Source organism: Halorussus salilacus (assembly GCF_024138125.1).
GTDB classification, from domain to species: domain Archaea; phylum Halobacteriota; class Halobacteria; order Halobacteriales; family Haladaptataceae; genus Halorussus; species Halorussus salilacus.
This window is the reverse complement of sequence record NZ_CP099993.1, coordinates 2,880,320-2,899,875: the sequence shown is the minus strand read 5'-3', so window position 1 is coordinate 2,899,875 and position 19,556 is coordinate 2,880,320. Positions and strand designations below refer to the sequence as shown.

At 68.6% G+C, this 19,556-nt stretch carries 20 protein-coding genes and 1 CRISPR repeat array; of the genes, 9 read left to right on the top strand and 11 right to left on the bottom strand.

All coding sequences use genetic code 11. The features are described 5' to 3' along the window. The first annotated feature begins 6 nt into the window (after positions 1 to 6). Positions 7 to 843 (top strand): SDR family oxidoreductase, encoded by an 837-nt coding sequence (locus NGM10_RS14975; RefSeq protein ID WP_253480122.1) that lies wholly within the window; start codon positions 7 to 9, stop codon positions 841 to 843. A 45-nt stretch (positions 844 to 888) separates the two neighbouring features. Here the strand turns inward: NGM10_RS14975 and NGM10_RS14970 are convergent, their stop codons facing one another. Both NGM10_RS14970 and NGM10_RS14965 read right to left on the bottom strand, forming a co-directional pair. Beyond that, positions 889 to 1,734 carry an enoyl-CoA hydratase/isomerase family protein gene (locus NGM10_RS14970; RefSeq protein ID WP_253480120.1) on the bottom strand — a complete coding sequence of 282 codons (846 nt, stop codon included), beginning with the start codon at positions 1,732 to 1,734 and terminating at the stop codon, positions 889 to 891. Beyond that, positions 1,731 to 2,618 carry a 3-hydroxyacyl-CoA dehydrogenase family protein gene (locus tag NGM10_RS14965; protein WP_253480118.1) on the bottom strand — a complete coding sequence of 296 codons (888 nt, stop codon included), beginning with the start codon at positions 2,616 to 2,618 and terminating at the stop codon, positions 1,731 to 1,733. Before NGM10_RS14965 ends, NGM10_RS14970 begins: the two co-directional genes overlap by 4 nt. Positions 2,619 to 2,843: 225 nt before the next feature. On the opposite strand from NGM10_RS14965, the gene NGM10_RS14960 reads away from it, so the two are divergent. Continuing rightward, entirely contained in the window at positions 2,844 to 3,197 is a 354-nt protein-coding gene (locus NGM10_RS14960; protein WP_253483881.1) for an SHOCT domain-containing protein, read from the top strand. 1 nt (position 3,198) lies between these two features. Here the strand turns inward: NGM10_RS14960 and NGM10_RS14955 are convergent, their stop codons facing one another. Genes NGM10_RS14955 through NGM10_RS14945 form a run of 3 tightly spaced genes read right to left on the bottom strand, consistent with a single transcriptional unit; the run spans position 3,199 to position 7,443 of the window. Further along, entirely contained in the window at positions 3,199 to 4,680 is a 1,482-nt protein-coding gene (locus NGM10_RS14955) for a zinc ribbon domain-containing protein (RefSeq protein ID WP_253480117.1), read from the bottom strand. Next, positions 4,677 to 5,864, bottom strand: coding sequence for a thiolase domain-containing protein (locus NGM10_RS14950; protein ID WP_253480115.1), 1,188 nt, complete (start codon positions 5,862 to 5,864; stop codon positions 4,677 to 4,679). Before NGM10_RS14950 ends, NGM10_RS14955 begins: the two co-directional genes overlap by 4 nt. 40 nt (positions 5,865 to 5,904) lie before the next feature. Continuing rightward, on the bottom strand, positions 5,905 to 7,443 hold the full coding sequence (locus tag NGM10_RS14945; RefSeq protein WP_253480113.1) for a lipopolysaccharide biosynthesis protein: 1,539 nt from the start codon (positions 7,441 to 7,443) through the stop codon (positions 5,905 to 5,907). 112 nt (positions 7,444 to 7,555) lie between these two features. On the opposite strand from NGM10_RS14945, the gene NGM10_RS18215 reads away from it, so the two are divergent. From NGM10_RS18215 to paaK, 3 genes are all read left to right on the top strand, one after another. Beyond that, the gene (locus NGM10_RS18215) at positions 7,556 to 7,684 is read left to right on the top strand and encodes a hypothetical protein (RefSeq protein ID WP_256504304.1); all 129 of its coding nucleotides are present in this window, start codon (positions 7,556 to 7,558) and stop codon (positions 7,682 to 7,684) included. Between the two features lie 2 nt (positions 7,685 to 7,686). Next, positions 7,687 to 8,739 (top strand): YeiH family protein, encoded by a 1,053-nt coding sequence (locus NGM10_RS14940; protein ID WP_253480111.1) that lies wholly within the window; start codon positions 7,687 to 7,689, stop codon positions 8,737 to 8,739. Positions 8,740 to 8,884: 145 nt separating this feature from the next. Next, a CRISPR array of direct repeats spans positions 8,885 to 10,108; the repeat unit is 30 nt; unit sequence GCTTCAATCCCACAAGGGTTCTGCTGAAAC. A gap of 165 nt (positions 10,109 to 10,273) precedes the next feature. Continuing rightward, positions 10,274 to 11,560 (top strand): phenylacetate--CoA ligase PaaK, encoded by a 1,287-nt coding sequence (gene paaK, locus NGM10_RS14935; protein ID WP_253480109.1) that lies wholly within the window; start codon positions 10,274 to 10,276, stop codon positions 11,558 to 11,560. 200 nt (positions 11,561 to 11,760) lie between these two features. Here paaK and NGM10_RS14930 read toward each other — a convergent pair whose 3' ends face one another. Together NGM10_RS14930 and paaI are read right to left on the bottom strand one after the other, a co-directional pair. Beyond that, a complete protein-coding gene (locus NGM10_RS14930; protein ID WP_253480106.1) occupies positions 11,761 to 13,038 on the bottom strand; it encodes a DUF8130 domain-containing protein in 1,278 nt (425 codons plus the stop codon). An 80-nt stretch (positions 13,039 to 13,118) separates the two neighbouring features. After that, positions 13,119 to 13,520: a hydroxyphenylacetyl-CoA thioesterase PaaI gene (gene paaI / locus NGM10_RS14925; protein WP_253480104.1), complete on the bottom strand. Its 402-nt coding sequence runs from the start codon at positions 13,518 to 13,520 to the stop codon at positions 13,119 to 13,121. 607 nt (positions 13,521 to 14,127) lie between these two features. On the opposite strand from paaI, the gene NGM10_RS14920 reads away from it, so the two are divergent. Together NGM10_RS14920 and NGM10_RS14915 are read left to right on the top strand one after the other, a co-directional pair. Beyond that, complete coding sequence (locus NGM10_RS14920) at positions 14,128 to 14,592, top strand: MaoC/PaaZ C-terminal domain-containing protein (protein WP_253480101.1); 465 nt, start codon at positions 14,128 to 14,130, stop codon at positions 14,590 to 14,592. A gap of 302 nt (positions 14,593 to 14,894) precedes the next feature. After that, positions 14,895 to 15,776 carry an amidohydrolase family protein gene (locus NGM10_RS14915; protein WP_253480098.1) on the top strand — a complete coding sequence of 294 codons (882 nt, stop codon included), beginning with the start codon at positions 14,895 to 14,897 and terminating at the stop codon, positions 15,774 to 15,776. 102 nt (positions 15,777 to 15,878) lie between these two features. Here NGM10_RS14915 and NGM10_RS14910 read toward each other — a convergent pair whose 3' ends face one another. Both NGM10_RS14910 and NGM10_RS14905 read right to left on the bottom strand, forming a co-directional pair. Continuing rightward, on the bottom strand, positions 15,879 to 16,280 hold the full coding sequence (locus NGM10_RS14910) for a DUF7344 domain-containing protein (RefSeq protein ID WP_253480095.1): 402 nt from the start codon (positions 16,278 to 16,280) through the stop codon (positions 15,879 to 15,881). A gap of 95 nt (positions 16,281 to 16,375) precedes the next feature. After that, positions 16,376 to 17,143 carry an enoyl-CoA hydratase/isomerase family protein gene (locus NGM10_RS14905; protein WP_253480092.1) on the bottom strand — a complete coding sequence of 256 codons (768 nt, stop codon included), beginning with the start codon at positions 17,141 to 17,143 and terminating at the stop codon, positions 16,376 to 16,378. A gap of 53 nt (positions 17,144 to 17,196) precedes the next feature. Between NGM10_RS14905 and NGM10_RS14900 the strand changes: the two genes are divergently transcribed. Then, on the top strand, positions 17,197 to 17,580 hold the full coding sequence (locus NGM10_RS14900) for a PaaI family thioesterase (protein ID WP_253480089.1): 384 nt from the start codon (positions 17,197 to 17,199) through the stop codon (positions 17,578 to 17,580). Between the two features lie 133 nt (positions 17,581 to 17,713). Here NGM10_RS14900 and NGM10_RS14895 read toward each other — a convergent pair whose 3' ends face one another. Next, complete coding sequence (locus tag NGM10_RS14895) at positions 17,714 to 17,983, bottom strand: UPF0058 family protein (RefSeq protein WP_253480087.1); 270 nt, start codon at positions 17,981 to 17,983, stop codon at positions 17,714 to 17,716. A gap of 450 nt (positions 17,984 to 18,433) precedes the next feature. Here NGM10_RS14895 and NGM10_RS14890 point away from each other — a divergent pair, with 450 nt between their 5' ends. Beyond that, entirely contained in the window at positions 18,434 to 18,640 is a 207-nt protein-coding gene (locus NGM10_RS14890; protein WP_253480085.1) for a hypothetical protein, read from the top strand. 7 nt (positions 18,641 to 18,647) lie between these two features. On the opposite strand, the gene NGM10_RS14885 is transcribed toward NGM10_RS14890, so the two are convergent. Beyond that, positions 18,648 to 19,289, bottom strand: a complete 642-nt coding sequence (locus NGM10_RS14885; protein WP_253480083.1) for a helix-turn-helix domain-containing protein — start codon at positions 19,287 to 19,289, stop codon at positions 18,648 to 18,650. Between the last annotated feature and the right edge of the window lie 267 nt (positions 19,290 to 19,556).

Genomic DNA, 19,556 nt, shown 5'->3' with positions numbered 1-19,556 from the left:
AGGGGTATGCCAGCAACACTCGTCACCGGCTCCTCGCGGGGCATCGGCCGCGCAATCGCCGAGCGATTCGCGCGCGACGGCTACGACGTCGCGGTCAACTACGTCGAGAGCGCCCAGCAGGCCCGAGCGGTCGCCGACGCCATCGAATCCGAGACCGACGCCGAGGCGATAGCGGTCCGGGCGAACGTCGCAGACCCCGACGACGCCGCCGACCTCGTGGACGCGGCGGTCGAGGCGTTCGGCGGCCTCGACCACGTAGTGAACAACGCGGGCATCGACCAGCACGTCCACACCGACGAGCTCTCGCCCGCCGACTTCGACCGCGTGATGGACGTGAACGTCAACGGCGCGTTCAACGTGACCAAGGCCGCCCTGCCCCACCTCCGGGAGTCGGCCGCGGCGTCGGACGCGTCCGACGCCGCGGCCGATTCGGGGGGCGAACCCGCGGCCGACTCCCGGGACGAATCCGCGACCGATTCGGGGGCAGGAGCCGACCCCGCGCCCACCCCCTCGGTCACCAACGTCTCCTCGATTCTGGCGTACACGGGTGCGCCAATCGAGTGTCACTACGCCGCCTCGAAGGCCGGGCTCCTCGGGCTCACCAAGAGCCACGCCGGGGACTTCGCGCCCGAGGTCCGTGTCAACGCGGTCGCCCCGGGCCACGTCGAGACCGACATGACCGCCGACCGGACCGAGGCCGAGAAGCGCGAGGAGATGGCGGCGATTCCGGTCGAGCGGTTCGGCCAGCCCGAGGACATCGCCGACGCGGTCGCGTACCTCCGGGACGCCGGGTTCGTCACGGGCGAGACCCTCAACGTCAACGGCGGCGAGCTGATGCGGTGAGAGGCGGCGCGACCGCGCCGCGCGAGCGGCGCGGTCGCGCGCCGTCTACTTCCCGTCCCACTCGGGCTCGCGGTCTTCGAGGAAGGCGTCGATGCCCTCGTTCTTGTCCTCGGAGGCGAACAGCTGGGCGAACAGCTCGGCCTCGTACTCGATGCCCGCTTCGAGGTCCGTCCGACTCGACGCCTTCACGGCCTTCTTGGCGAATTCGAGCGCGAGCGGGCTCTTGTCGGCCATCCGACCCGCGAGTTCGTAGACGCGGTCGTCGAACTCGCCCTCGGGGTGGACCTCGTCGACGAGCCCGATGTCTGCGGCCTCCTCGGCGTCGATTATCTCGCCCGAGAGAATCAGCCGCATGGCCTGTCCCTCGCCGACGAGTCGGGGGAGGCGCTGGGTGCCGCCGCCGCCGGGCATGATGCCCAGATTTATCTCGGGCTGGCCCAGCTTGGCGTCCTCGCGGGCGATGCGGGTGTCGCAGGCCTGCGCGAGTTCGCATCCGCCCCCGAGCGCGTGGCCGTTCAGCGCGCCGACGACGGGCTGTTCGAGGTCGTCGACGTACTCGTAGACGCGGGGTCGCTTGCTGGCCTCGCGCTGTTCGATTGAGTCGCGCTCGCGCAACTCCGTCACGTCGGCCCCCGCGACGAAGGCCCCGGACTCCTCGGAGCCGGTGAGGACGACCACGCGCACGTCGCTAGCCTCTATCGCGTCCAGCACGTCCTTCAGCTCCGCTCGGAGCTGAGCGTTCAGCGCGTTCCGGGCGTCCGGGCGCGAGAGGGTGACGGTGGCGACGCCCTCGACCCGGTCGCCGACCGCGACCTCGACGTGGTCGCACTCCGCGCCGACCGCCTCTGGACTTCCGGGCGCGGGGGCGTCGGCGTCGCGGTTTTCGCTCATTCGTCGTCACCCCAGTCGCCCGACGTGGCCACTATCTCGCCGTCCTCCCAGACGTAGAACCCCTCGCCGGTCTTCCTGCCGAGCTTCCCGGCCCGGACCTTCCGGCGGAGAATCTGGGGCGGGCGGAACCGCTCGCCCAGCTCCTCGCGGAGGTGTTCGAGGATGTCGAGGCGCACGTCCAGCCCGACCACGTCGCCCAACTCGATGGGACCCATCGGGTGGTTGTACCCCAGCTCCATCGAGGCGTCGATGTCGCGGGGGCTGGCGACGCCCTCCTCGACCATCCGCATGGCCTCGACGCCCAGCGCGACCCCGAGCCGCGAGGAGGCGAACCCGGCGGTGTCCCGGACCGTCACCGCGGTCTTGCCGATGTCCTCGACGAACGCCTCGGCGAAGTCGAGGGTCTCGTCGTCGGTCTGCTCGCCGACCACGACCTCGACCAGTTCCATGATGTGGACGGGGTTGAAGAAGTGGAGGCCGATACCCCGGCCGGGGTCGTCGAGCACCGAGACGATTTCGGTCACCGACAGCGACGAGGTGTTCGACGCGATGACGGCGTCGGCGGGGGCGTGCTCTTCGACCTCCGCGAAGGTCTCGCGCTTGAGGTCCACGTCCTCGGGGACCGCCTCGACCACGAGGTCGGCCTCGGCGACAGCCTCGGGGAGGTCGGTCGTGCCCGAGATGCGGTCGAGCGCGGCCGCCTTCTCCTCGGGGGTCACCTTCTCGCGCTCGACGCCGCCCTGGAGGTTCGACTCGATGGAGTCGATTCCGCCCTCGACGAGGTCGTCTTCGATGTCCCGAATCGTCACGCTGTTGCCAGCCATCGCCGAGACCTGGGCGATGCCGTGGCCCATGGTCCCGGCTCCGAGTACGGCGACGTTCATACGTGTACGGCCGATTGGAACGCGGTTAAGCGTTTATCTCTCGGCGCGGTGGGTGGAAATCCATTTCGCAGACTACCGCTCTCGGAACCACACCATTAAGCCCCTCTCTGTAGTACTGTATTGAATGAACCCCACAATCCAGTTCTCGCACCCGACGACTTCGGCGAGGGCGTCGACGCGACGGCCGTCGACGAACTCGGGCCCGCGTCGGGGGTCCGATTCGCGATGACCTCCTCGAACCAAATCGACACCGCGACCATCCTCCTCCTCGTCCTCGGGGCGCTCATCGTACTGCCGTTGCTCACCATGGGAATGGGCTTCGGTGGCATGATGGGATACGGCGGGATGATGGGTCAGTACGGCGATACCGGGGGCTGGTGGCCGCTCGTGGGGATGGTCGTTCCGCTCGCGTTCCTCCTCGTCCTCCTCGTCGGGGGATACCTCGTCCTCCAGCGCGTGACCGGCGACCAGACCTCCCGAGACCCGGCGATGGAGGAGCTACGCTCGGCGTACGCCCGGGGTGACCTCAGCGACGAGGAGTTCGAACAGCGCCGGGAGCGACTCGAACGCCGGGAGTGATTCACCGCGGTCGGACCTTGAATCCGTACCGAGTCACGCCCTCCTGCGTGTAGATTCGTCGAATCGTGGTCTCGACTTCGTCCCCGATCCCCACCTCGTCCGACCCGACCACCTGCGAGGGGACGCTCACGCTCCCGCCGTCGGGACCGTCGAGCGCGACCACGACCACGCCGAAGTCGCCCGACTGGGCCTGCTGTTCGGCGAACTCCGGGGGCGCGCCGCCCTGCGAGATGGTCGTCGCGGCCTCCACGACGCCGGTCCCCGAGAGCGCCACGTCCTCGTAGCCCCCGACCAGCGTCTTGCAGGCGTTGCACGCGCCCTCGGGCGGGAAGTTCAGGGCCTCGCACTCGGGGCACCGACCCGCAACGAGGCGATACCGCTGGTCGAGAGTCCGCCGCCACGAGGGGACGCTGACGTACGCGCCGCCGCCCTCTGGCGCGCCCGAGGTCAGGTCGCCCCGCCGCCGGAGGTACTCGGCGAAGGAGACGGATTCGTCACCGTCGAGCGCCAGTTTCGCGGGGACGCCCCGGTTCTCGACCAGCAGGGCGTCTGCGCCCGCGCCGCTCCCGTACGCCGCGGCGAGGATTCGCTCCTCGCCCTCTTCCAGTGCGGTCGCCAGACTCAGCGGGACGCTCGCCGCGCCGGTGTCCCCGAGGTCGTGGACGGTCGCGCACGCCCGAATCGCGTCCGTCTCGACGCCGAGCGACCCGGCCGCGCGGTAGGGGAGCTTTCCGTTCGGGGCCTGCACGGCCGCGGCGTCGACCTCCCCGACCGCCAGCCCGCCGACTGCTCCGGCGAGCGTCTCGGTGAACGCCCGGCGGTCGTAGCTCGTGACGCCCAGCCCCTCGGTCGCGTCGCTCCCGCGCTCGCGGAATCGGACGCCGGGGTACTCCGCGGCGTACTCGTCGCGGGCGAGGACCTCCGCATCGCCCGACTCGGAGAGGACGAACGCGGCCGCGCCCGCTCCGGCGGCGTGTTCCTCGGCGCTGTCGGGGTCGCCCCGCGGGCAGTCGGCGGCGACGACGAGGCCGACGCGCGCGTCGGCCTCGTCGTCGCGATTGTCCACGTCGGCCTCGTCGTCTCGGGACGGCGGGGACCACGGTCCCGCCGAGAGCGCGGCGTCGAGCGCCCGCGTCCCGGCCCGGGTGCTTCCCGCGAAGACGTGGCGGGTCGCCTCGTCGGAGACCCCCAGCATCCCGCCGAGTCGGACCGTCAGGTCCTCCTCGGCCAGCGGCGGCGTGGTCGTGGCGAACGCGAGATACGCGACCTCCTCGCCCGCGCGCTCGGCCGCGCCGAGCGCGCGGGCGGCGGCCTCGTAAGCCATCGTCACCGCGTCCTCGTCGGCGTCGGGGACCGCCTTCTCGGCGACGCCGGGGGCGTGGAACCGCCCCCACGCGTCCTCGAACTCCTCGGCGGAGATTCGGATTCGGGGCGCGTAGGCCCCGACGGCCTCGATTTCGGGGGTCAGGTCGGCGTCGCTCATCGTGCCACCTCCTGTACCTCCCGCTCTTTTTCGAAGACGTGAACCACCGCGGCACCGCCGCTCCCGCCGACGTTGTGGGTCAGCCCGCGGGTCGCGCCTTCGACCTGCCGATTCCCGGCGTCGCCCGAGAGCTGTTTGAAGGCCTCCGCGACCTGCCCCGCGCCGGTCGCGCCGATGGGGTGGCCCTTCGACTTGAGGCCGCCCGAGGGGTTGACCGGGAGGTCGCCGTCGAGGTCGGTCGCGCCCGACTCCACGAGGTCGCCCCCCTCGCCGGGGTCGCAGAAGCCGAGGTCCTCGTAGGCCAGAATCTCGGCGATGGCGAAGCAGTCGTGGACCTCCGCGAAGTCGAGGTCCTCGGGCGCGATTCCGGCCCGGTCGTAGGCGGTCTCGGCGGCGCGACGGGAGGCCGGAATGGCGGTGTAGCTCTCGCGCTGGAACAGCCCCACGGCGTCGCTCGCGGCCCCGACCCCCGCGATTCGGATGGGGTCGTCGGTGTACTCCGAGACGACGTCCTCCGAGACCACGAGGGCCGCGGCCGCGCCGTCGCTGGTGGGACAGCAGTGATAGAGCGTCAGGGGGTCGGCCACGGTCTGAGCGGTCTCGGCGTCTTCGAGCGAGCACTCGAAGCCCAACTGGGCGTGCGGGTTCTTCGCGCCGTTGCGGTGGTTCTTGACCGCGACCCGCGAGAGGTGTTCGCTGGTGGTGCCGTACTCGGCCATGTGGGCGTCGGCCATCTGGGCGTAGACGCCCGCGAAGGTGGTGCCCGAGAGGCGTTCCCACTCGGTCTCGCCCGAGACGCCGAGCCAGTACTTGGTGGCGTCGCCCGACGCGTCGGTCATTATCTCGACTCCGCCCGCCAGCACCACGTCGGCCATCCCGGACCGGACGGCCTGCACGGCCTGCCGGACCGCGTATCCGGACGCGGCGCAGGCGTTCTCGACCCGCGTGGTCGGAATCCCGTGGAGGCCGACGTGCTCGGTCGCGGCCGGGCCCGACAGCCCCAACTGGCGACCTCCGACGCCGAGGGTGCCGACGACCGCCTCGTCGATGTCGTCGGGGTCCACTCCGCGGGGGACCGACTCGCACGCCCGCTCGAACGCGGTGGCGAACAGCGACCGGTAGCTTTCGTCGGGGAACGACCCGAAGTCGGTCTGGGCCGCGCCGACGAGGTAGGCGTCTCGCATGCGTGAGGGTTCGTCTCTCGGTGGAAATAATTGCCGTTGTTCAGAACGGCACGGCCTCGGCGATATCGGTCCGATAGCGCCCCGCGAGTTCGCGGACGACGAGGCGGTCCCGGGGGTCGACGCCCAGCGCGAGCAGGCTCCCGACGTAGGCGAGGAGGCCTGTGACCGTCCCGACGCCGACCGCGAGCGGGGACGGTCCGACCGTCGCCCGGACGCCCGCCATCGTTGCGGCCATGACGACGCCAGCGGCGAGCGGCCTGATGAACGTGGCGTCGAACGGCCACAGCCCCTCGAACCGCCTGAGCAACACGACCTGCAGGGCGTTCTGGACCGCGATGGCGAGCGAGGTTCCCAGCGCCGCGCCGACGAGGCCGAACTCCACGACGAACAGGTAGGTCAGACCGACGTTCAGCACGGCGAGCAGCCAGTCGAGCGCCATCCGAGCGTACTGGTGGTCGGTCATCATGAGCAACCACCCGGTCGCGCCGACCGCGCTCCCGACGAACACGCCGCCGAGGTAGACCGCCAGCGGGGCGTACCCCCGGACGTACGTCGGCCCGAACAGCGCCAGCAGTTCCCGGCCGAACACCAACTGGACCGCGAGGATGGGAGTCACGGTGGTGACGATGAGCCGTGTCACCGACGAGTAGACGGCGTCGAGCGTCTCCATCCGGTCGTTCGAGTAGAGGTCCGAGGCCACCGGCGGCAGGAGCTGATTGAACGACAGCAGGGGTATCCACGCGATAGAGACCAGCACGAGGACGACGTTGTAGATACCCGCCGCGACCGCGGTCAGGAGCGTGCCGACCAGCAGGATGTCGACGCGGTTCTGGAACACCTTCCCGAGACTGCTCATCGCCACCGGCGCGGCGTGGTCGTAGAACCGGCCGACCTCGGTCCGCGCGCCCCGGAGCGTCGGTCTGACCCCGGTCGCCCGGACCGTGAATGGAATCCCGGCGAGCGCGAGGAGGAGCCCGCAGACCGCGACCGCACCGGCGACGCCGACCACCGAGTAGCCGAGCGCGAGCGCCGCGAGCGCGCCGAGAAGTCGCACGCCGGGCCGGAGGAGCTTGTTGAACAGCACCTCGCCCCGGGCCGACCCGACCGCGCGGAATATCGCGGCCGAGACCATCACGAGACCGAGCAGGCCGACGAGGACGCCGAACAGTCGCATCGCGGGCGGGAACGACGGGTGCTCGACGGTGGCCTCGTCGAGCCACGGGGCCAGCGCCCACACGCCCGCCGCGATGGCGAGGCCGAATCCGACCGTAGTGGCGTAGGCCAGCCCCGCGACCCGCGCTCGGCGCTCGGGGTCGTCCTCGTAGGCGGGGAGGTACCGCTGGAGAGTCTGGACGCTCCCGAAGGTGACCAGTCGTATCAGCAACTGTGCGATCCGCCACGCGAGCGCGTACACTCCGTAGGCGACGGGGCCGAGCCCGCGTGCGAGGACGAACTCCGTCGCCGAGACCAGCGCGCGCTGGGCCGAGACCCCTCCGGAGGTCACCACCGCGCCGTGGGCGATGGTCAACAGCGCGTCGCGCTCGTCGTCCGGCACGTCCTCGTCGGGCCCTCGGCTCATTCTCCCTCGATTTCGAGGTGGCCGGTCCGAACGGTAAATGATTCGGTACGGGACGCCCGCGGTGGCCGAATCGAAACCTCTAACCCGAAACCGAGCGGGCATCCGACAACGAATGGCTGATTCGTCGTCGGTCCGCGAACTCGTCGCTCGCCTCGGAGGATGGTGGCTGGACCTCGAACGCGGGTGGCGAGCGGTGCTCATCGCGTACCTCGTGGTCGCGCTGGTCGTCCTCGCGCCGTGACGATGGCGACGCTCCGCTCGCTCGCGCCCGGACTCGCCTTCCTCGCGGTCGTCGGCGGAGTCGCCCGCGGAGTCGGCGCGGTCACCCCGCTGCACGAACTGCTGGCCGCCATCCTGCTGGGCGCGGTCGTCGCCAACGCGGTGGGGGTTCCGGCGGTGTTCCGACCGGGCGCGTCGACGTACAAGCTCTGGCTCGAAGCCGGTATCGTCCTCATGGGCGTGCGCATCTCGCTCGACGCCGTGGTGGCCTCCGGGCCCGCGCTCGTCCTCACGGTCGTCGGGGCCGTCGCGCTCGCGCTCGGGGTCGCGGAGGCGCTCGCGCGCGGCCCGTTCGGACTCCCGGACAGGCTCGGTTCGCTGCTCGCGGCCGGGGCGAGCGTCTGCGGCGTCTCGGCGGTGGTCGCGGTCGCCGGGGCGATACGCGCCGACGAGACCGACGTCGCGTACGCCACCAGCACCGTGCTGGCGTTCGACGCGCTCACCCTCTTCGCGTACCCCACGGTCGGCCACCTGCTCGGCCTCCCCGACCGGGTGTTCGGCGTCTGGGCGGGCGTCAGCATGTTCAGCACCGGTCCGGTGACCGCCGCGGGGTTCGCCCACTCTCCGGTCGCCGGAGAGTGGGCGACGCTGACCAAGCTGGCGCGGAACGCCCTGCTGGGCGGTATCGTGGTGGTCTACTCGCTGGTCTACGCCGAGAGCCGGGATACCGTGCGAGTCGACGAGACGGGCGACCCGAGAACCGAAGCCGAAGCCGACTCGGGGGCCACTGCGGGACCGACGACCTCGCTACGCGAACTCTGGGACGGCTTCCCGAAGTTCGTCCTCGGGTTCGTCTCGCTCGTCCTGCTGGCCAGCCTCGGCGCGTTCGGCCCCGTCGAGGTGGCCCGGCTCCGACTGGCCTCGGAGGTCGCGTTCCTCGCGGCGTTCGCGGGCCTCGGGACCAGCATCGACGTGCGGGAACTCCGCGGGACCGGGCTCCGCCCGGTCGCGCTCGTCGCGGCGACGCTCGCGGTCGTGAGCGTCGCCTCGCTGGCGGTGGCGAGCGCGGTCTTCTGAGTCGTCGGGGAACGCAGAGAACGCGGCCGGAGAGGGGGAGATGCTCCGGCCGCAGGGGTGGTAGCGATGGGGTTGCTGGGTTCGTCACACCCCAGTGCACTATCGCGACCGATAGTGCGTGTAGGCGCAGAGATAGCATGTAAATGTTTCAATACCACAAGGATTCTGCTGGAACGAGCGTGAGTACGGCCGTCCGCTGGCACCACTCGACGCTTCAATCCCACAAGGGTTCTGCTGAAACTTCTATGGCGAAGCACACCACCCGAGACGCCATTTGGCTTCAATCCCACAAGGGTTCTGCTGAAACGCCTTGCCGGTGAGACGGTCGCTCTTGCGACTCGGGCTTCAATCCCACAAGGGTTCTGCTGAAACTGCCTACGGTGGGCGGTACGGAGCGCGAATCATGGAGCTTCAATCCCACAAGGGTTCTGCTGAAACAGCGAATCGCCGTAGATAATCACGGCATCGAGGTTGCTTCAATCCCACAAGGGTTCTGCTGAAACCCTCGAAAGGAGCGTACCGGACCGGCGAGATGTTCCGCTTCAATCCCACAAGGGTTCTGCTGAAACGCGGTCTCTCGTCCGCGATTTCTTCGACTACGCGGAGCTTCAATCCCACAAGGGTTCTGCTGAAACCGGGTCGGCGTGACGGTGACCGAGTACCGCGTGTGGCTTCAATCCCACAAGGGTTCTGCTGAAACGCGAAGAACACTGGCGGCGAGGCGGGAGACTTCACGCTTCAATCCCACAAGGGTTCTGCTGAAACACGCGGTACTGCGCGGGCAGTGTTCTGCCACCGCCGGCTTCAATCCCACAAGGGTTCTGCTGAAACCGGTCCGATGCCCGACCGTCGTTCTGGTCGGGGAGACTGAGCCGGTTGCTTCAATCCCACAAGGGTTCTGCTGAAACTGGGCGGCGGCAACCGCGCACCGGACGCACGCCACCGTGCTTCAATCCCACAAGGGTTCTGCTGAAACCCGTCGTCGTACGCCGCCACGCCGACCCCCGCGAGCAGGCTTCAATCCCACAAGGGTTCTGCTGAAACGAATTCGCGCCCATGTAGTTGTGGCCCTCGTCGAGGCTTCAATCCCACAAGGGTTCTGCTGAAACTCTTCGGCTTCGAGCGAGAGATACCGTGGTGGGCTGCTTCAATCCCACAAGGGTTCTGCTGAAACGAGGAGGTCAAATCGGAGAATTGGCTCGCCGACATGCTTCAATCCCACAAGGGTTCTGCTGAAACGCGGTGCCGTACTAATTAGCAAGCCACTCGGTGAGCTTCAATCCCACAAGGGTTCTGCTGAAACTCAATACGCCCTCGGTATCCTGTTCGGTCATAGGCCGCTTCAATCCCACAAGGGTTCTGCTGAAACCATGCCCCATTTCGGGGCCTCACCCCACCATACCCACTGCTCGCACATCAACATTTCCGTCGACCGCCAATACCCTCCCAACCCCCGGGGGGTCGACGACCGCGGATACAATCGACCCTCCGCGACAAAAGGATTTAGGCCCCGTCTTGCGAACTACTGACTGACATGCCCTACAGCGACATCGAGACGGCGTCGCGCGGCGAGCTCCGGGACCTCCAGGACGAGCGACTCGCCGAGACGGTCGAGCACGCCTACGAGAACGTCGACTTCTACCGCGAGGCGCTCGACGAGGCGGGCGTCGCGCCCGAGGACGTGGAGGGCGTCGAGGACCTCTCGAAGCTGCCGTTCACGACCAAGGAGGACTTCCGCGACGAGTACCCCGACGGCCTGTTCGCGGTCGACGACGGGGAGCTCCGGCGGATTCACGCCTCCTCGGGCACCACCGGCAAGCCCAAGATCGTCGCCTACACCGAGGGCGACCTGGGCGTCTGGAAGGAGGTGATGGCCCGGTCGCTGTCCGCCGCGGGAGTTCGGCCCGGCGACACCGTTCAGAACGCCTACGGCTACGGGCTGTTCACGGGCGGGCTGGGCTTCCACGACGGCGTCGAGGAGCTGGGCGCGACCGTCATCCCGACCGGCGGGGGCAACACCGCCCGCCAGCTCGACATGCTCCGGGACCTCGACAGCGACGCGCTCGCGTGTACGCCCTCCTACTGCCTCTATCTGGCGGAGGCCGCCGAGGACCGGATGATGGACGTTCGAGACCTCCCGCTGTCTCGCGTCATCATCGGAGCCGAACCGTTCACCGACCCCATGCGCGAGGAGATAGAGCGCGCGCTGGGCGTGACCGCGCTCGACGTGTACGGCCTCTCGGAGATCATCGGACCCGGCGTCGCCATCGAGTGCGAGGAGGCTCAGGAGGGCCTTCACGTCTGGGAGGACCACTTCTACCCCGAAATCGTCGACCCCCAGACCGGCGAACCCCTGCCCGAGGGCGAGGAGGGCGAACTCGTCCTGACCACGCTCACCAAGGAGGCCCTGCCGGTCCTGCGCTACCGGACCGGCGACATCACGTCGCTGAACTACGAGACCTGCGAGTGCGGGCGCACCGCGGTCCGGATGGGCAACGTGACCGGCCGGGCCGACGACCTGCTCATCGTCCGCGGGGTCAACGTCTACCCGAGCCAGATAGAGGAGGTGATGCTCGACCTCGGCGACGTGGCTCCCTACTACCGAATCGACCTCTACCGGGAGGACACCCTCGACCGGATGGAGATAACGGTCGAACACCACGAGGACTTCCGGGGCACCCCCGAGGAGCTACGGGAGGACATCGAGTCCGAACTCCGCGACGTGCTCGAAGTCACGCCCGACGAGGTCGAGGTGGTCGAACCCGGCGCGATAGAGCGCACCGAGGTCGGGAAAGTCAAGCGCGTGTACGACCACCGGTAGGGACGGCCGCCGACAGCGACGGCCGCCGACAGGAAAGGCTGCCGACAGCGACGACCCCCGGTAGGCACGACCACCAATCAGGTACTCGGCGCGCGCGGGCGACCGCGTCGCGGTCGCCCGCGCGCTCGGCCCTCTCCTTCTGCTCTTTCGCTTCGTCTCCTTCCTCCTCCTCCTCTTCGCCCCTTTCCTCCCGGCTCTCGCTACGCCACCGAGAAGACCACGCGATACGGGAGGTTCGCCGTGTCGTCCCCGGTGTCGACGCCGACAGACCCCTCGACGACGTACTCGCCGCTCGCCAGCGAGTCTGCGTCCACGTCGTAGGTCTCGCTCAGCGTCTCGCCCGGACCGAGTTCGGAGACGAGCGCGATGTCGTCGACCGACCGAATCTCCCGGTCCTCGGTCCTGACGTGGTCGCTCTCCTCGTAGGCGTCGGTCCAGAGCAGTCTGGAGTCGTCCTCGTCGCCGACCGGGTGGAAGTGCAGGACGCCGAAGGGTCGGGGCGCGCCGGTCGAGATTCGCAGGTCGCCGTCGGCCTCGTTGGCGAGTGCAATTCCGACCCCGGCGTCCTCGAGGGTCGCGTCGAGCGCGACCGGGACCGACGCGCGCTTCTCGACGGAGGCGGTGTAGAAGGTGCCGTCGAGGAGGACGTACCGGTGGTCGTCGAGGGCGTCGAACAGGCCGTCGGGCGCGCCGTCGAAGGCGTACGCGCCCCGCGTCTCCCCGGCCTCCCGGACCAGTTCGCGGGCCTCCGGGTCGGCCTCGCTGGCGTTCCAGACCTCGCCGTCGACCGCCTCCGAGACCCGAACTTCCGCCGCCGAGACCCGGTAGGGCGGGCCGGGGTCCTCGACCGCGACCGAGAAGGAGAGCACGTCGCCGTGGTACCGGACCGCGTCGTGGTCTTCGAGGAACGCCCGGAGGTCGTCCCAGACGTAGGTGAGGTCGATGCCCTCCTCGCGCGCGATTCGCATCAGCCCGCTCATGACGCGACCGTCGTCGGTGACCGCCGCCTCGTACTCGTCGTAGGGGGCGATTTCGCCGTCCACGTCGGACTCCGGGACGGCCTCGGCGGTGACGGTGGTCGTCGGGAAGGTGTTCTCCAGCCGGTAGTAAGTGGCCTCGCGCTCGACGTACGGCGTTCCGCTGGCGAACTCGACCAGCCACCGGGGCGGGTCGTCGGTCTCGTAGCCGTCGGCGAGCGCGGCCTCGAACACGTCGCGCTCGCGGTCGTCGAGGTCGTCGAACGCGGTGACGCGGCCGCCGGGGTCGCCGCCGAGGTCGTTGAGCCGGACGGCGTACTCGCGGGTCTCGACGCGCTCGACCGACAGGGGACTGTCGGTCGCGGCCATCTCGGTCGGGTCGGTCGCCCCGTCGGTCGCGGTCGAACCCGGTCCGGCGTCGGCCACGCGCTCGGACGCGCCGAGACAGCCGCCGGTCGCGGCCACGCCGACTGCGAGGTGGAGGAACGGGCGGCGCTTCATACCGGTACACGAGTCTCGGGGTTCAAAAATATACAGGGATTAAAGTCAGAACCGGGGTGGACCCCCGCCGAGCGAGCGGGTCACGCCTCGGGCCGATACACCCGGCCGCGGAAGGTCGCGACCGGGTCGCCGCCCTCGTCGGTGACCGCGACCCGGTAGGCGGCGGTCCGGCCGCGGGCGTGGACCTCCTCGGCCTCCGCGGTCAGGGTCTCGCCGACCGCGACCGCCTCGAAGTACGAGACGTTGGTCTCCATCGCGAGCGCGGTCTCGCCCTCGGCGTTCGACGCGGCCGCGAACGCCGCGTCGGCCAGCGCGTAGATCGCGCCGCCGTGGGGCGTCCCGTGGAAGTTCAGGAGGCCGTCGGTGACCGTGAGCCGAGTGCGCGCGGTCCCGGGTCCGAGGTCGGCGAGTTCGACGCCGAGCGTCTCGCAGAAGGGGTCAGACTCGATTCGCTCGCGCACCTCGTCGGGTACGTCGGTCATGGGGTGGCGTTGGTGGACATGCGACTTATAAAGAATGGTCGTGGTGAGCGCGACGGTCCGGACTCGACACGCGACGGTCCAGACTCGACGTTCCACCGTCGGCGCGCGCTGGCGCGACCTCGCGGTTTGAGGTCGCGCCACAGCGCGCGAGGGACGAGGACCGCAAGGAGGGTGCGACCGGAGGGAGCGCCCGACCGAGGACCGCAGTCGGTTGGGGAGGACGTGGCCTGCGGTGCTGTCGCGGTGCTGTGCGGTCGGGAGGACCGAAAGGGGCCGGTCGCTCGCGCTCGTCTTGGTCGTCTGTGCGGGCGACTATTTCGAGGCGCGAGCGGAGCGAGCGCCGACGGAATATCCCGCACAGCGACCGCGAGCGACCGGGGGCTTTCGAGGAGTTTGCGAGTCCGAAGGTATCGATTCGTAGCGAGCGACCGGGGGCTTTCGAGGCCGTCGCGACTCCGAAGGTATCGACTCGTAGCGAGCGACCGGGGGCTTTCGAGGACCCCGTCCCGGAAACGACACTCCCTATGGAAGTAACCGAGAATTTTCCTAGAGCCACCTTCACCCCGAAGTCCATAGAATTTTATCCACACCGACACAACACCGAACCATGCCCTACAGCTACACGCCCCACCACTTCGAGGACTTCGAGGAGGGCCAGACCTTCGAGAGCGTCGGCCGGACCGTCACCGAGTACGACTTCGTGATGCACTCTGCGTTCTCGGGCGACTGGACCGAACTCCACACCAACGCCGAGTACGCCGACGGCGAGTACTTCGGCGAGCGCGTGGCCCACGGCCCGATGACGTTCATCCTCGCGACGGGGTTCGTCTACCGGTGTGGCTTCCTCGAACGCACCGTGCTGGCGTTCCTCGGGATGAACTACATGGACATCCCGAACCCGGTGTACATGGACGACACCATCTCGCTGGACATGGAGGTCACCGAGACGAAGGAGATTTCGAGTCGTGACGACTCCGGACTCGTGGTTATCGATACGACCATGACGAATCAGGAGGACACCGTGGTGTTCGAAGGGGACATGAAGTTCCTCATCAAGAAGGAAGACGCCTAACGGAACGACTCCTTCTTTCGCGCTCTACGAGTGGATTTTGTCGGGTATCGGTGTGAAAGTGCCGCGAGATTTTGGCTAGCTACCTCCGGTACCTATCAAACCGCACCGCGACCGCAGGCCTCACACCTCCCCAGCCTCCTGCGCTACTCACTTCGTTGCGTTGCTCGTCCCTCGCGCGAACGATGGCGCGGTCCAAACCACGGACCGCGCCAGCGCGCGCCGGTAGTTCCTTTCCCCTTCGATACGATTGGCGAAATCTCGCTTCGCACGGCTTTTTACGACACTCCTCCAACACCACGACAATGCCAGAACTCTCCGTACTCGCCGACCACCCCGACGACTACCCCATCGTCGACACCCACTGCCACCAGCCGACCGAGGAGTTCCTCCACGCGGCGGGCGGCCAGATGATGAAGGACGCCGCCGAGCGGTTCGGCACGGACCTCGAAACCGACACCTACGAGAACCTCGTCGAGGAGTACCACGAGGCCGGAATCGGCCGGGCGGTCCTGCTCGGGTGGGACGCCGAGACCAACACCGGCAATCCGCCCGTGCCCAACGACTACGTCGCTGAGGTGCGAGACGACCACGAGGACTTCTTCGTCGGGTTCGCCAGCGTCGACCCCCTCAAGGACGACTGCGTCGAGGAGGCCGAGCGCGCGGTGAAGGACCTCGACCTCAAGGGGTTCAAATTCCAGCAGATCGCGCAGGGCTTCGACCCGAGCGACCCCGAACACGAGGAGCTGTTCGCGACCATCGAGGACCTCGGCGTGCCGGTGGTCTTCCACGGCGGTAACTCCACGCTCGGCGCGTGTGCGCCGGGCGGACGGGGCCTGAAGATCAAGTACGGCAATCCGATGCTCATAGACGACGTGGCGGCCGAGCACCCCGACCTCCAGATACTCATCGCTCACCCCGCGTTCCCGTGGGAGAAAGAACAGCTCGCCATCTGCCAGCAGAAGGGCAACGTCTACATGGACCTCTCGGGGTGGATGCCCCGGTACATCGACGAGCAGGTGCTCCACTACGCCAAGAGCCTGCTCAAGGACAAGGTGATGTTCGGCACCGACTACCCGATGCTCGAACCCGGCCCGTGGCTCGACCAGTTCGCGGAACTCGACTTCCCCGAGGAGGTCCAGCGAAAGATCCTGTGGGAGAACGCCGAGGAGTTCCTCGGGCTGTAGTCGGGGTCGAATCGAACCGAATCGAATCGCGTCCCGTCCGAACCGGGGTCAGGTGGTCGTCGCCGCCGGTCCGATACCGCTCGGTGAACCGACCCGGCAGGGTCACTCCAACTCCCGCGACCGAGCGTGTTCGACCCACTCGGACAGTCCCTCACGGCCCGTCAGTCGGACGGTCCCCTGCCGGGGGTCGTAGTCGACGACCCCCGCGTCCGCGAGTCGCGGGAGGTGGTCGTGGTGGAGCGCGATTCGAGTCGCCTCTCGCGGCGACCGGCCGCCCGCCTCCGGTTCGGTCGCTTCGTACTCGCCGACCGCGCCGACGGCGGCCGAGAGTTCGACCACGTCCTCGTCGACCTCGGCCAGATAGTAGAGCAGGTAGCGACGCCGCGAGCTTGACAGCAGGTCGAAGACGGTATCGAGACCGTCGGTGACGCCCGGGGAACGACCCACCGGCGCGCGGTTCTCCACTCCGTCTCCCCCGTCCGTGCGCAAAACATCGTCGGTCATCGTGGTAGTTCGGGCCTCGACACGGAAAGCCCCCGTCGGTTTTCACGACAGGACGCGTACTGATTAAGCGAGTGAACGACGCGCTCCCGGTCGAGTCACTCGAACTCGGGCTCGCGACCCTCCAGAAACGCCGCGACGCCCTCCTCGTGTTCCGCGGTGCCGTAGGCCTGCGACTGGACCGCGTTCTCGTAGTCCATCGCCTCCTTCCAGCCCCGCCCCATGTTCTCGTGGATGGCGCGCTTGGCGAGGCCGATGGTCCTCGTGGGACGCTCCCGGAGGGTGTCGAGCAGGTCGGCGACCGCCTCGTCGAGGTCGGCCTCGTCGCCCGCGACCTCGTTTATCAGGCCCATCTCGGCGGCCTCCTCCGCGGGGAAGAACTCCCCGGTGAACGCCAATCGCTTGGCGGTCCGGAGCCCCACGAGTCGCGGCAGGAGGAAGGTGCCGCCGGTGTCGGGAATCAGCCCCACGCGAACGAACGCGCAACTGAACGTCGCCGACTCGACCGCGTAGGCGAAGTCCGAGACCGCCGCGATGGCCAGCCCCGCGCCCACCGCGTCGCCGTTGACCTTCGCGACGATGGGCACCCGCGCGGCGAGGGCCTCCTCGACCACGCGCCCGAACGTCTCTGTGATGCGCTCGTAGGCTTCCTCGGGCGTCTCCTCGCGTTCGGCCATCGACTCGATGTCGCCGCCCGCGCTGAACGCTCCGCCCTCGCCGGTGAGGACGATGGCGTCGAGCTCCGCCGGGTCGGCGTCGGCCAGCACGTCTGCCAGTTCCTCGGCGGTGTCCGTCGTGAAGGCGTTCATGACCTCGGGTCGATCGAAGGTGACGGTGCGGACGCCGTCGTCGTGGGTGACGTTCATACCTCCGAGCAGGCTCCCCGCACATTTAATTGCTCGCCGACCCGACTCGGAGTATGGACGTCGAGAGCTTCTTCGAGGAGATGCCGTTCGCCGACCTGCTCGGCGTTGAGGTGACCGAAGTCGGCGAGGGCCACGCCGAGGGCCGCGTCGAGATGCGCGAGGAGCTGTCGTGGAACGCCGACCGCATGATGGCCCACGGCGGCGTCACCTTCACGCTCGCCGACACCGTCGGCGGCGCGGCGCTGGTCTCGCTGGTCGACCGGCCGGTTCCGACCATCGACATGCGCATCGACTACCTCGAAGCCGGGACCGGCGACCTCCGCGCGGAGGCCGACGTGGTCCGTTGCGGCGGAGACGTTGGCGTCGTCGACGTGGACGTGTTTTCGCAGGACGAAACCCAGATCGCCGACGCGCGCGGTGTGTACAAGACGGGGTAACGGGTAGCAGACGCGGTCGGTGGTCTCGCGCGAGTCCGTCAGTCGAGCGCCCGAGTTATCGCGTTTCCCACCAGCAGGAGTGTCGCACAGCCACCGGCGGAGAGCTGTCGGGCGATTTCGGGGCGTCCCAGAATCACGGGAATTCGTCGCTGTCGGCCGTCACCGCGCTCGCTCCCTCGCGGTCGACCGCGTACTTCGAATTGCGCGCGAGTTCGTCGGCGATGCCCGATGCGAGCGCGACCACCGCCTCCCGGTGGCGGTCCTTCGACTTGTGGGCGTGGGACGGCCGCACGTCCAGCGACTCGTAGGGTTCCAGCGGTCCGCCGATGGCTCTCTCGGCTTCGAGGTGGCGCTTCAGCAGTCCGAACAGCGAGTGGAGGTAGAGGAGTTCCGTCTTCCGCATATGGGGTATAGGCGCTCGACACCGGTAAGTTCCGGGGGTGGTCGAGCGACTGTGACTCCGTTGTCGTTCGACGCTGTCGTCGGCGTACGAAAGAATGTGACGGTGAACCGTCGTTCGGTAGTTCTCCGGCGGCTGTTCGGGAGCGAACCTGAACCGCGTCCGTTCAGCAACGGTCGGGGCACCGCTTGCCGTCGTAGGGGAAGAACCCGAGCATCGAGTTCCCGAAACTGATCATGACATTCTCACCTCCTACCGGATTTTCACCAGCAACGCGAAAGTGACGAGGGCAGAGTAATAAAAATTTTTGTGTGTGAGATATGAATTAATATCTGATACGCTCCGCGTTCGCGAGCGCCACTCGAATCCCGCGTTTCGGGTTCGAAGAGCGCCCGGGATTCTCGGGAACCGGCGGCCACAACGTATTTTTCCGTCGGCTGACTGCCCCCGCACATGGACGACGCCCTCCGCAAGCGACTCGACGCGATAGTGGCACTGCTCGCGGTCGTCGCCTTCCTGCTCGCGGGAGTCGTCGTCGCCGTCGGCGGCGGCAACTTCCTCGCCACGCTCGTGTTCGTCGGCGCGCTCGCCGCCGTCCTCGCGCGGGTGCTCTACCCCGAGCACTGGGACGGACTCGCACCCCGGCGAGACCCGCAGTAGGTCCGGCTCAGCCGAACACCTGCCCGAACAGCGTCGCCTGCCCCCGGCGCAGGCGCTCCAGAAACGCCGACTTGCTGATGTCCAGTTCCGCGGCGACCTCGCTCGCGGTGGCCCCCCGCGGGACCGCGAAGTAGCCCATCGAGAGCGCGGTCTGCAGGGCGGCCTCCTGAGCGGGCGTGAGGTCCCACCGCTGGGCGACCGCCTCGTCGTCCTCCTCGCCGAGCGGAAAGACCCGCTCCAGCGAGACGCCCACCGTCTCGGCCGCCGCGGCGAGCACGCCCTGTAGCACGTCGTGGCCGACCACCGCGCCGGTGTAGCGCTCGACGCCCTCGCGGTACCGCAGGCTCTCGGCCATGAACCCCTCGTCGGTGAGTTCGTGGACCACGCAGGGGTGTTTCGACAGGCACCGGAAGTTGGTCCGGCTGTCGGTCCGGGAGACGTGGAGGTACCGGATGCGGTCGTCGGCGTCGAGCGCGCCCGCGAGGTCGTCGGCGGGCGAAGACGCCGAGAAGCGCAGGAGGGTGTTGCCGTCGGCCCGGAGTACCGGCGGGCGCGCGTCGATGGTGGTCCGGGTCTCGCGGGTGGCCGCCGCGAGCGGGCAGTCGTCGCCCGTGACGCTGAACTCGACGACCAGACACTCGTCTATCATCGGTTTGAATCGCTGGAGTCGAGACTCGTTTCCGGAGGATTTCCGCCTCGACCACCTCGAAAGCCCCCGCCCGCTCGCGGTCGTTGCGCGGCATATCCTCGGTCTCTCCGCACAGCCCGACCTCGGATAGGGGCCGCGCAAGCGACCACGGGCCGCAGGCCCGCGAGCGGGCGGCCCCTTTCAGTCCACCGTCGGAGACAAGCTCCGACGAGCCCTCGTTCGCTCCGCTCACGAGGACCACCCTCCGACGTTTGTTCGGGCGAGCGC

What these genes read in the sequence shown, in the direction of transcription:
- NGM10_RS14975 (WP_253480122.1), top strand. Translation starts at nt 7, where the DNA reads ATGCCAGCAACACTCGTCACCGGCTCCTCGCGGGGCATCGGCCGCGCA.
- NGM10_RS14970 (WP_253480120.1), bottom strand. Translation starts at nt 1,734, where the DNA reads ATGAGCGAAAACCGCGACGCCGACGCCCCCGCGCCCGGAAGTCCAGAG.
- NGM10_RS14965 (WP_253480118.1), bottom strand. Translation starts at nt 2,618, where the DNA reads ATGAACGTCGCCGTACTCGGAGCCGGGACCATGGGCCACGGCATCGCC.
- NGM10_RS14960 (WP_253483881.1), top strand. Translation starts at nt 2,844, where the DNA reads ATGACCTCCTCGAACCAAATCGACACCGCGACCATCCTCCTCCTCGTC.
- NGM10_RS14955 (WP_253480117.1), bottom strand. Translation starts at nt 4,680, where the DNA reads ATGAGCGACGCCGACCTGACCCCCGAAATCGAGGCCGTCGGGGCCTAC.
- NGM10_RS14950 (WP_253480115.1), bottom strand. Translation starts at nt 5,864, where the DNA reads ATGCGAGACGCCTACCTCGTCGGCGCGGCCCAGACCGACTTCGGGTCG.
- NGM10_RS14945 (WP_253480113.1), bottom strand. Translation starts at nt 7,443, where the DNA reads ATGAGCCGAGGGCCCGACGAGGACGTGCCGGACGACGAGCGCGACGCG.
- NGM10_RS18215 (WP_256504304.1), top strand. Translation starts at nt 7,556, where the DNA reads ATGGCTGATTCGTCGTCGGTCCGCGAACTCGTCGCTCGCCTCGGAGGA.
- NGM10_RS14940 (WP_253480111.1), top strand. Translation starts at nt 7,687, where the DNA reads ATGGCGACGCTCCGCTCGCTCGCGCCCGGACTCGCCTTCCTCGCGGTC.
- paaK (WP_253480109.1), top strand. Translation starts at nt 10,274, where the DNA reads ATGCCCTACAGCGACATCGAGACGGCGTCGCGCGGCGAGCTCCGGGAC.
- NGM10_RS14930 (WP_253480106.1), bottom strand. Translation starts at nt 13,038, where the DNA reads ATGAAGCGCCGCCCGTTCCTCCACCTCGCAGTCGGCGTGGCCGCGACC.
- paaI (WP_253480104.1), bottom strand. Translation starts at nt 13,520, where the DNA reads ATGACCGACGTACCCGACGAGGTGCGCGAGCGAATCGAGTCTGACCCC.
- NGM10_RS14920 (WP_253480101.1), top strand. Translation starts at nt 14,128, where the DNA reads ATGCCCTACAGCTACACGCCCCACCACTTCGAGGACTTCGAGGAGGGC.
- NGM10_RS14915 (WP_253480098.1), top strand. Translation starts at nt 14,895, where the DNA reads ATGCCAGAACTCTCCGTACTCGCCGACCACCCCGACGACTACCCCATC.
- NGM10_RS14910 (WP_253480095.1), bottom strand. Translation starts at nt 16,280, where the DNA reads ATGACCGACGATGTTTTGCGCACGGACGGGGGAGACGGAGTGGAGAAC.
- NGM10_RS14905 (WP_253480092.1), bottom strand. Translation starts at nt 17,143, where the DNA reads ATGAACGTCACCCACGACGACGGCGTCCGCACCGTCACCTTCGATCGA.
- NGM10_RS14900 (WP_253480089.1), top strand. Translation starts at nt 17,197, where the DNA reads ATGGACGTCGAGAGCTTCTTCGAGGAGATGCCGTTCGCCGACCTGCTC.
- NGM10_RS14895 (WP_253480087.1), bottom strand. Translation starts at nt 17,983, where the DNA reads ATGCGGAAGACGGAACTCCTCTACCTCCACTCGCTGTTCGGACTGCTG.
- NGM10_RS14890 (WP_253480085.1), top strand. Translation starts at nt 18,434, where the DNA reads ATGGACGACGCCCTCCGCAAGCGACTCGACGCGATAGTGGCACTGCTC.
- NGM10_RS14885 (WP_253480083.1), bottom strand. Translation starts at nt 19,289, where the DNA reads ATGATAGACGAGTGTCTGGTCGTCGAGTTCAGCGTCACGGGCGACGAC.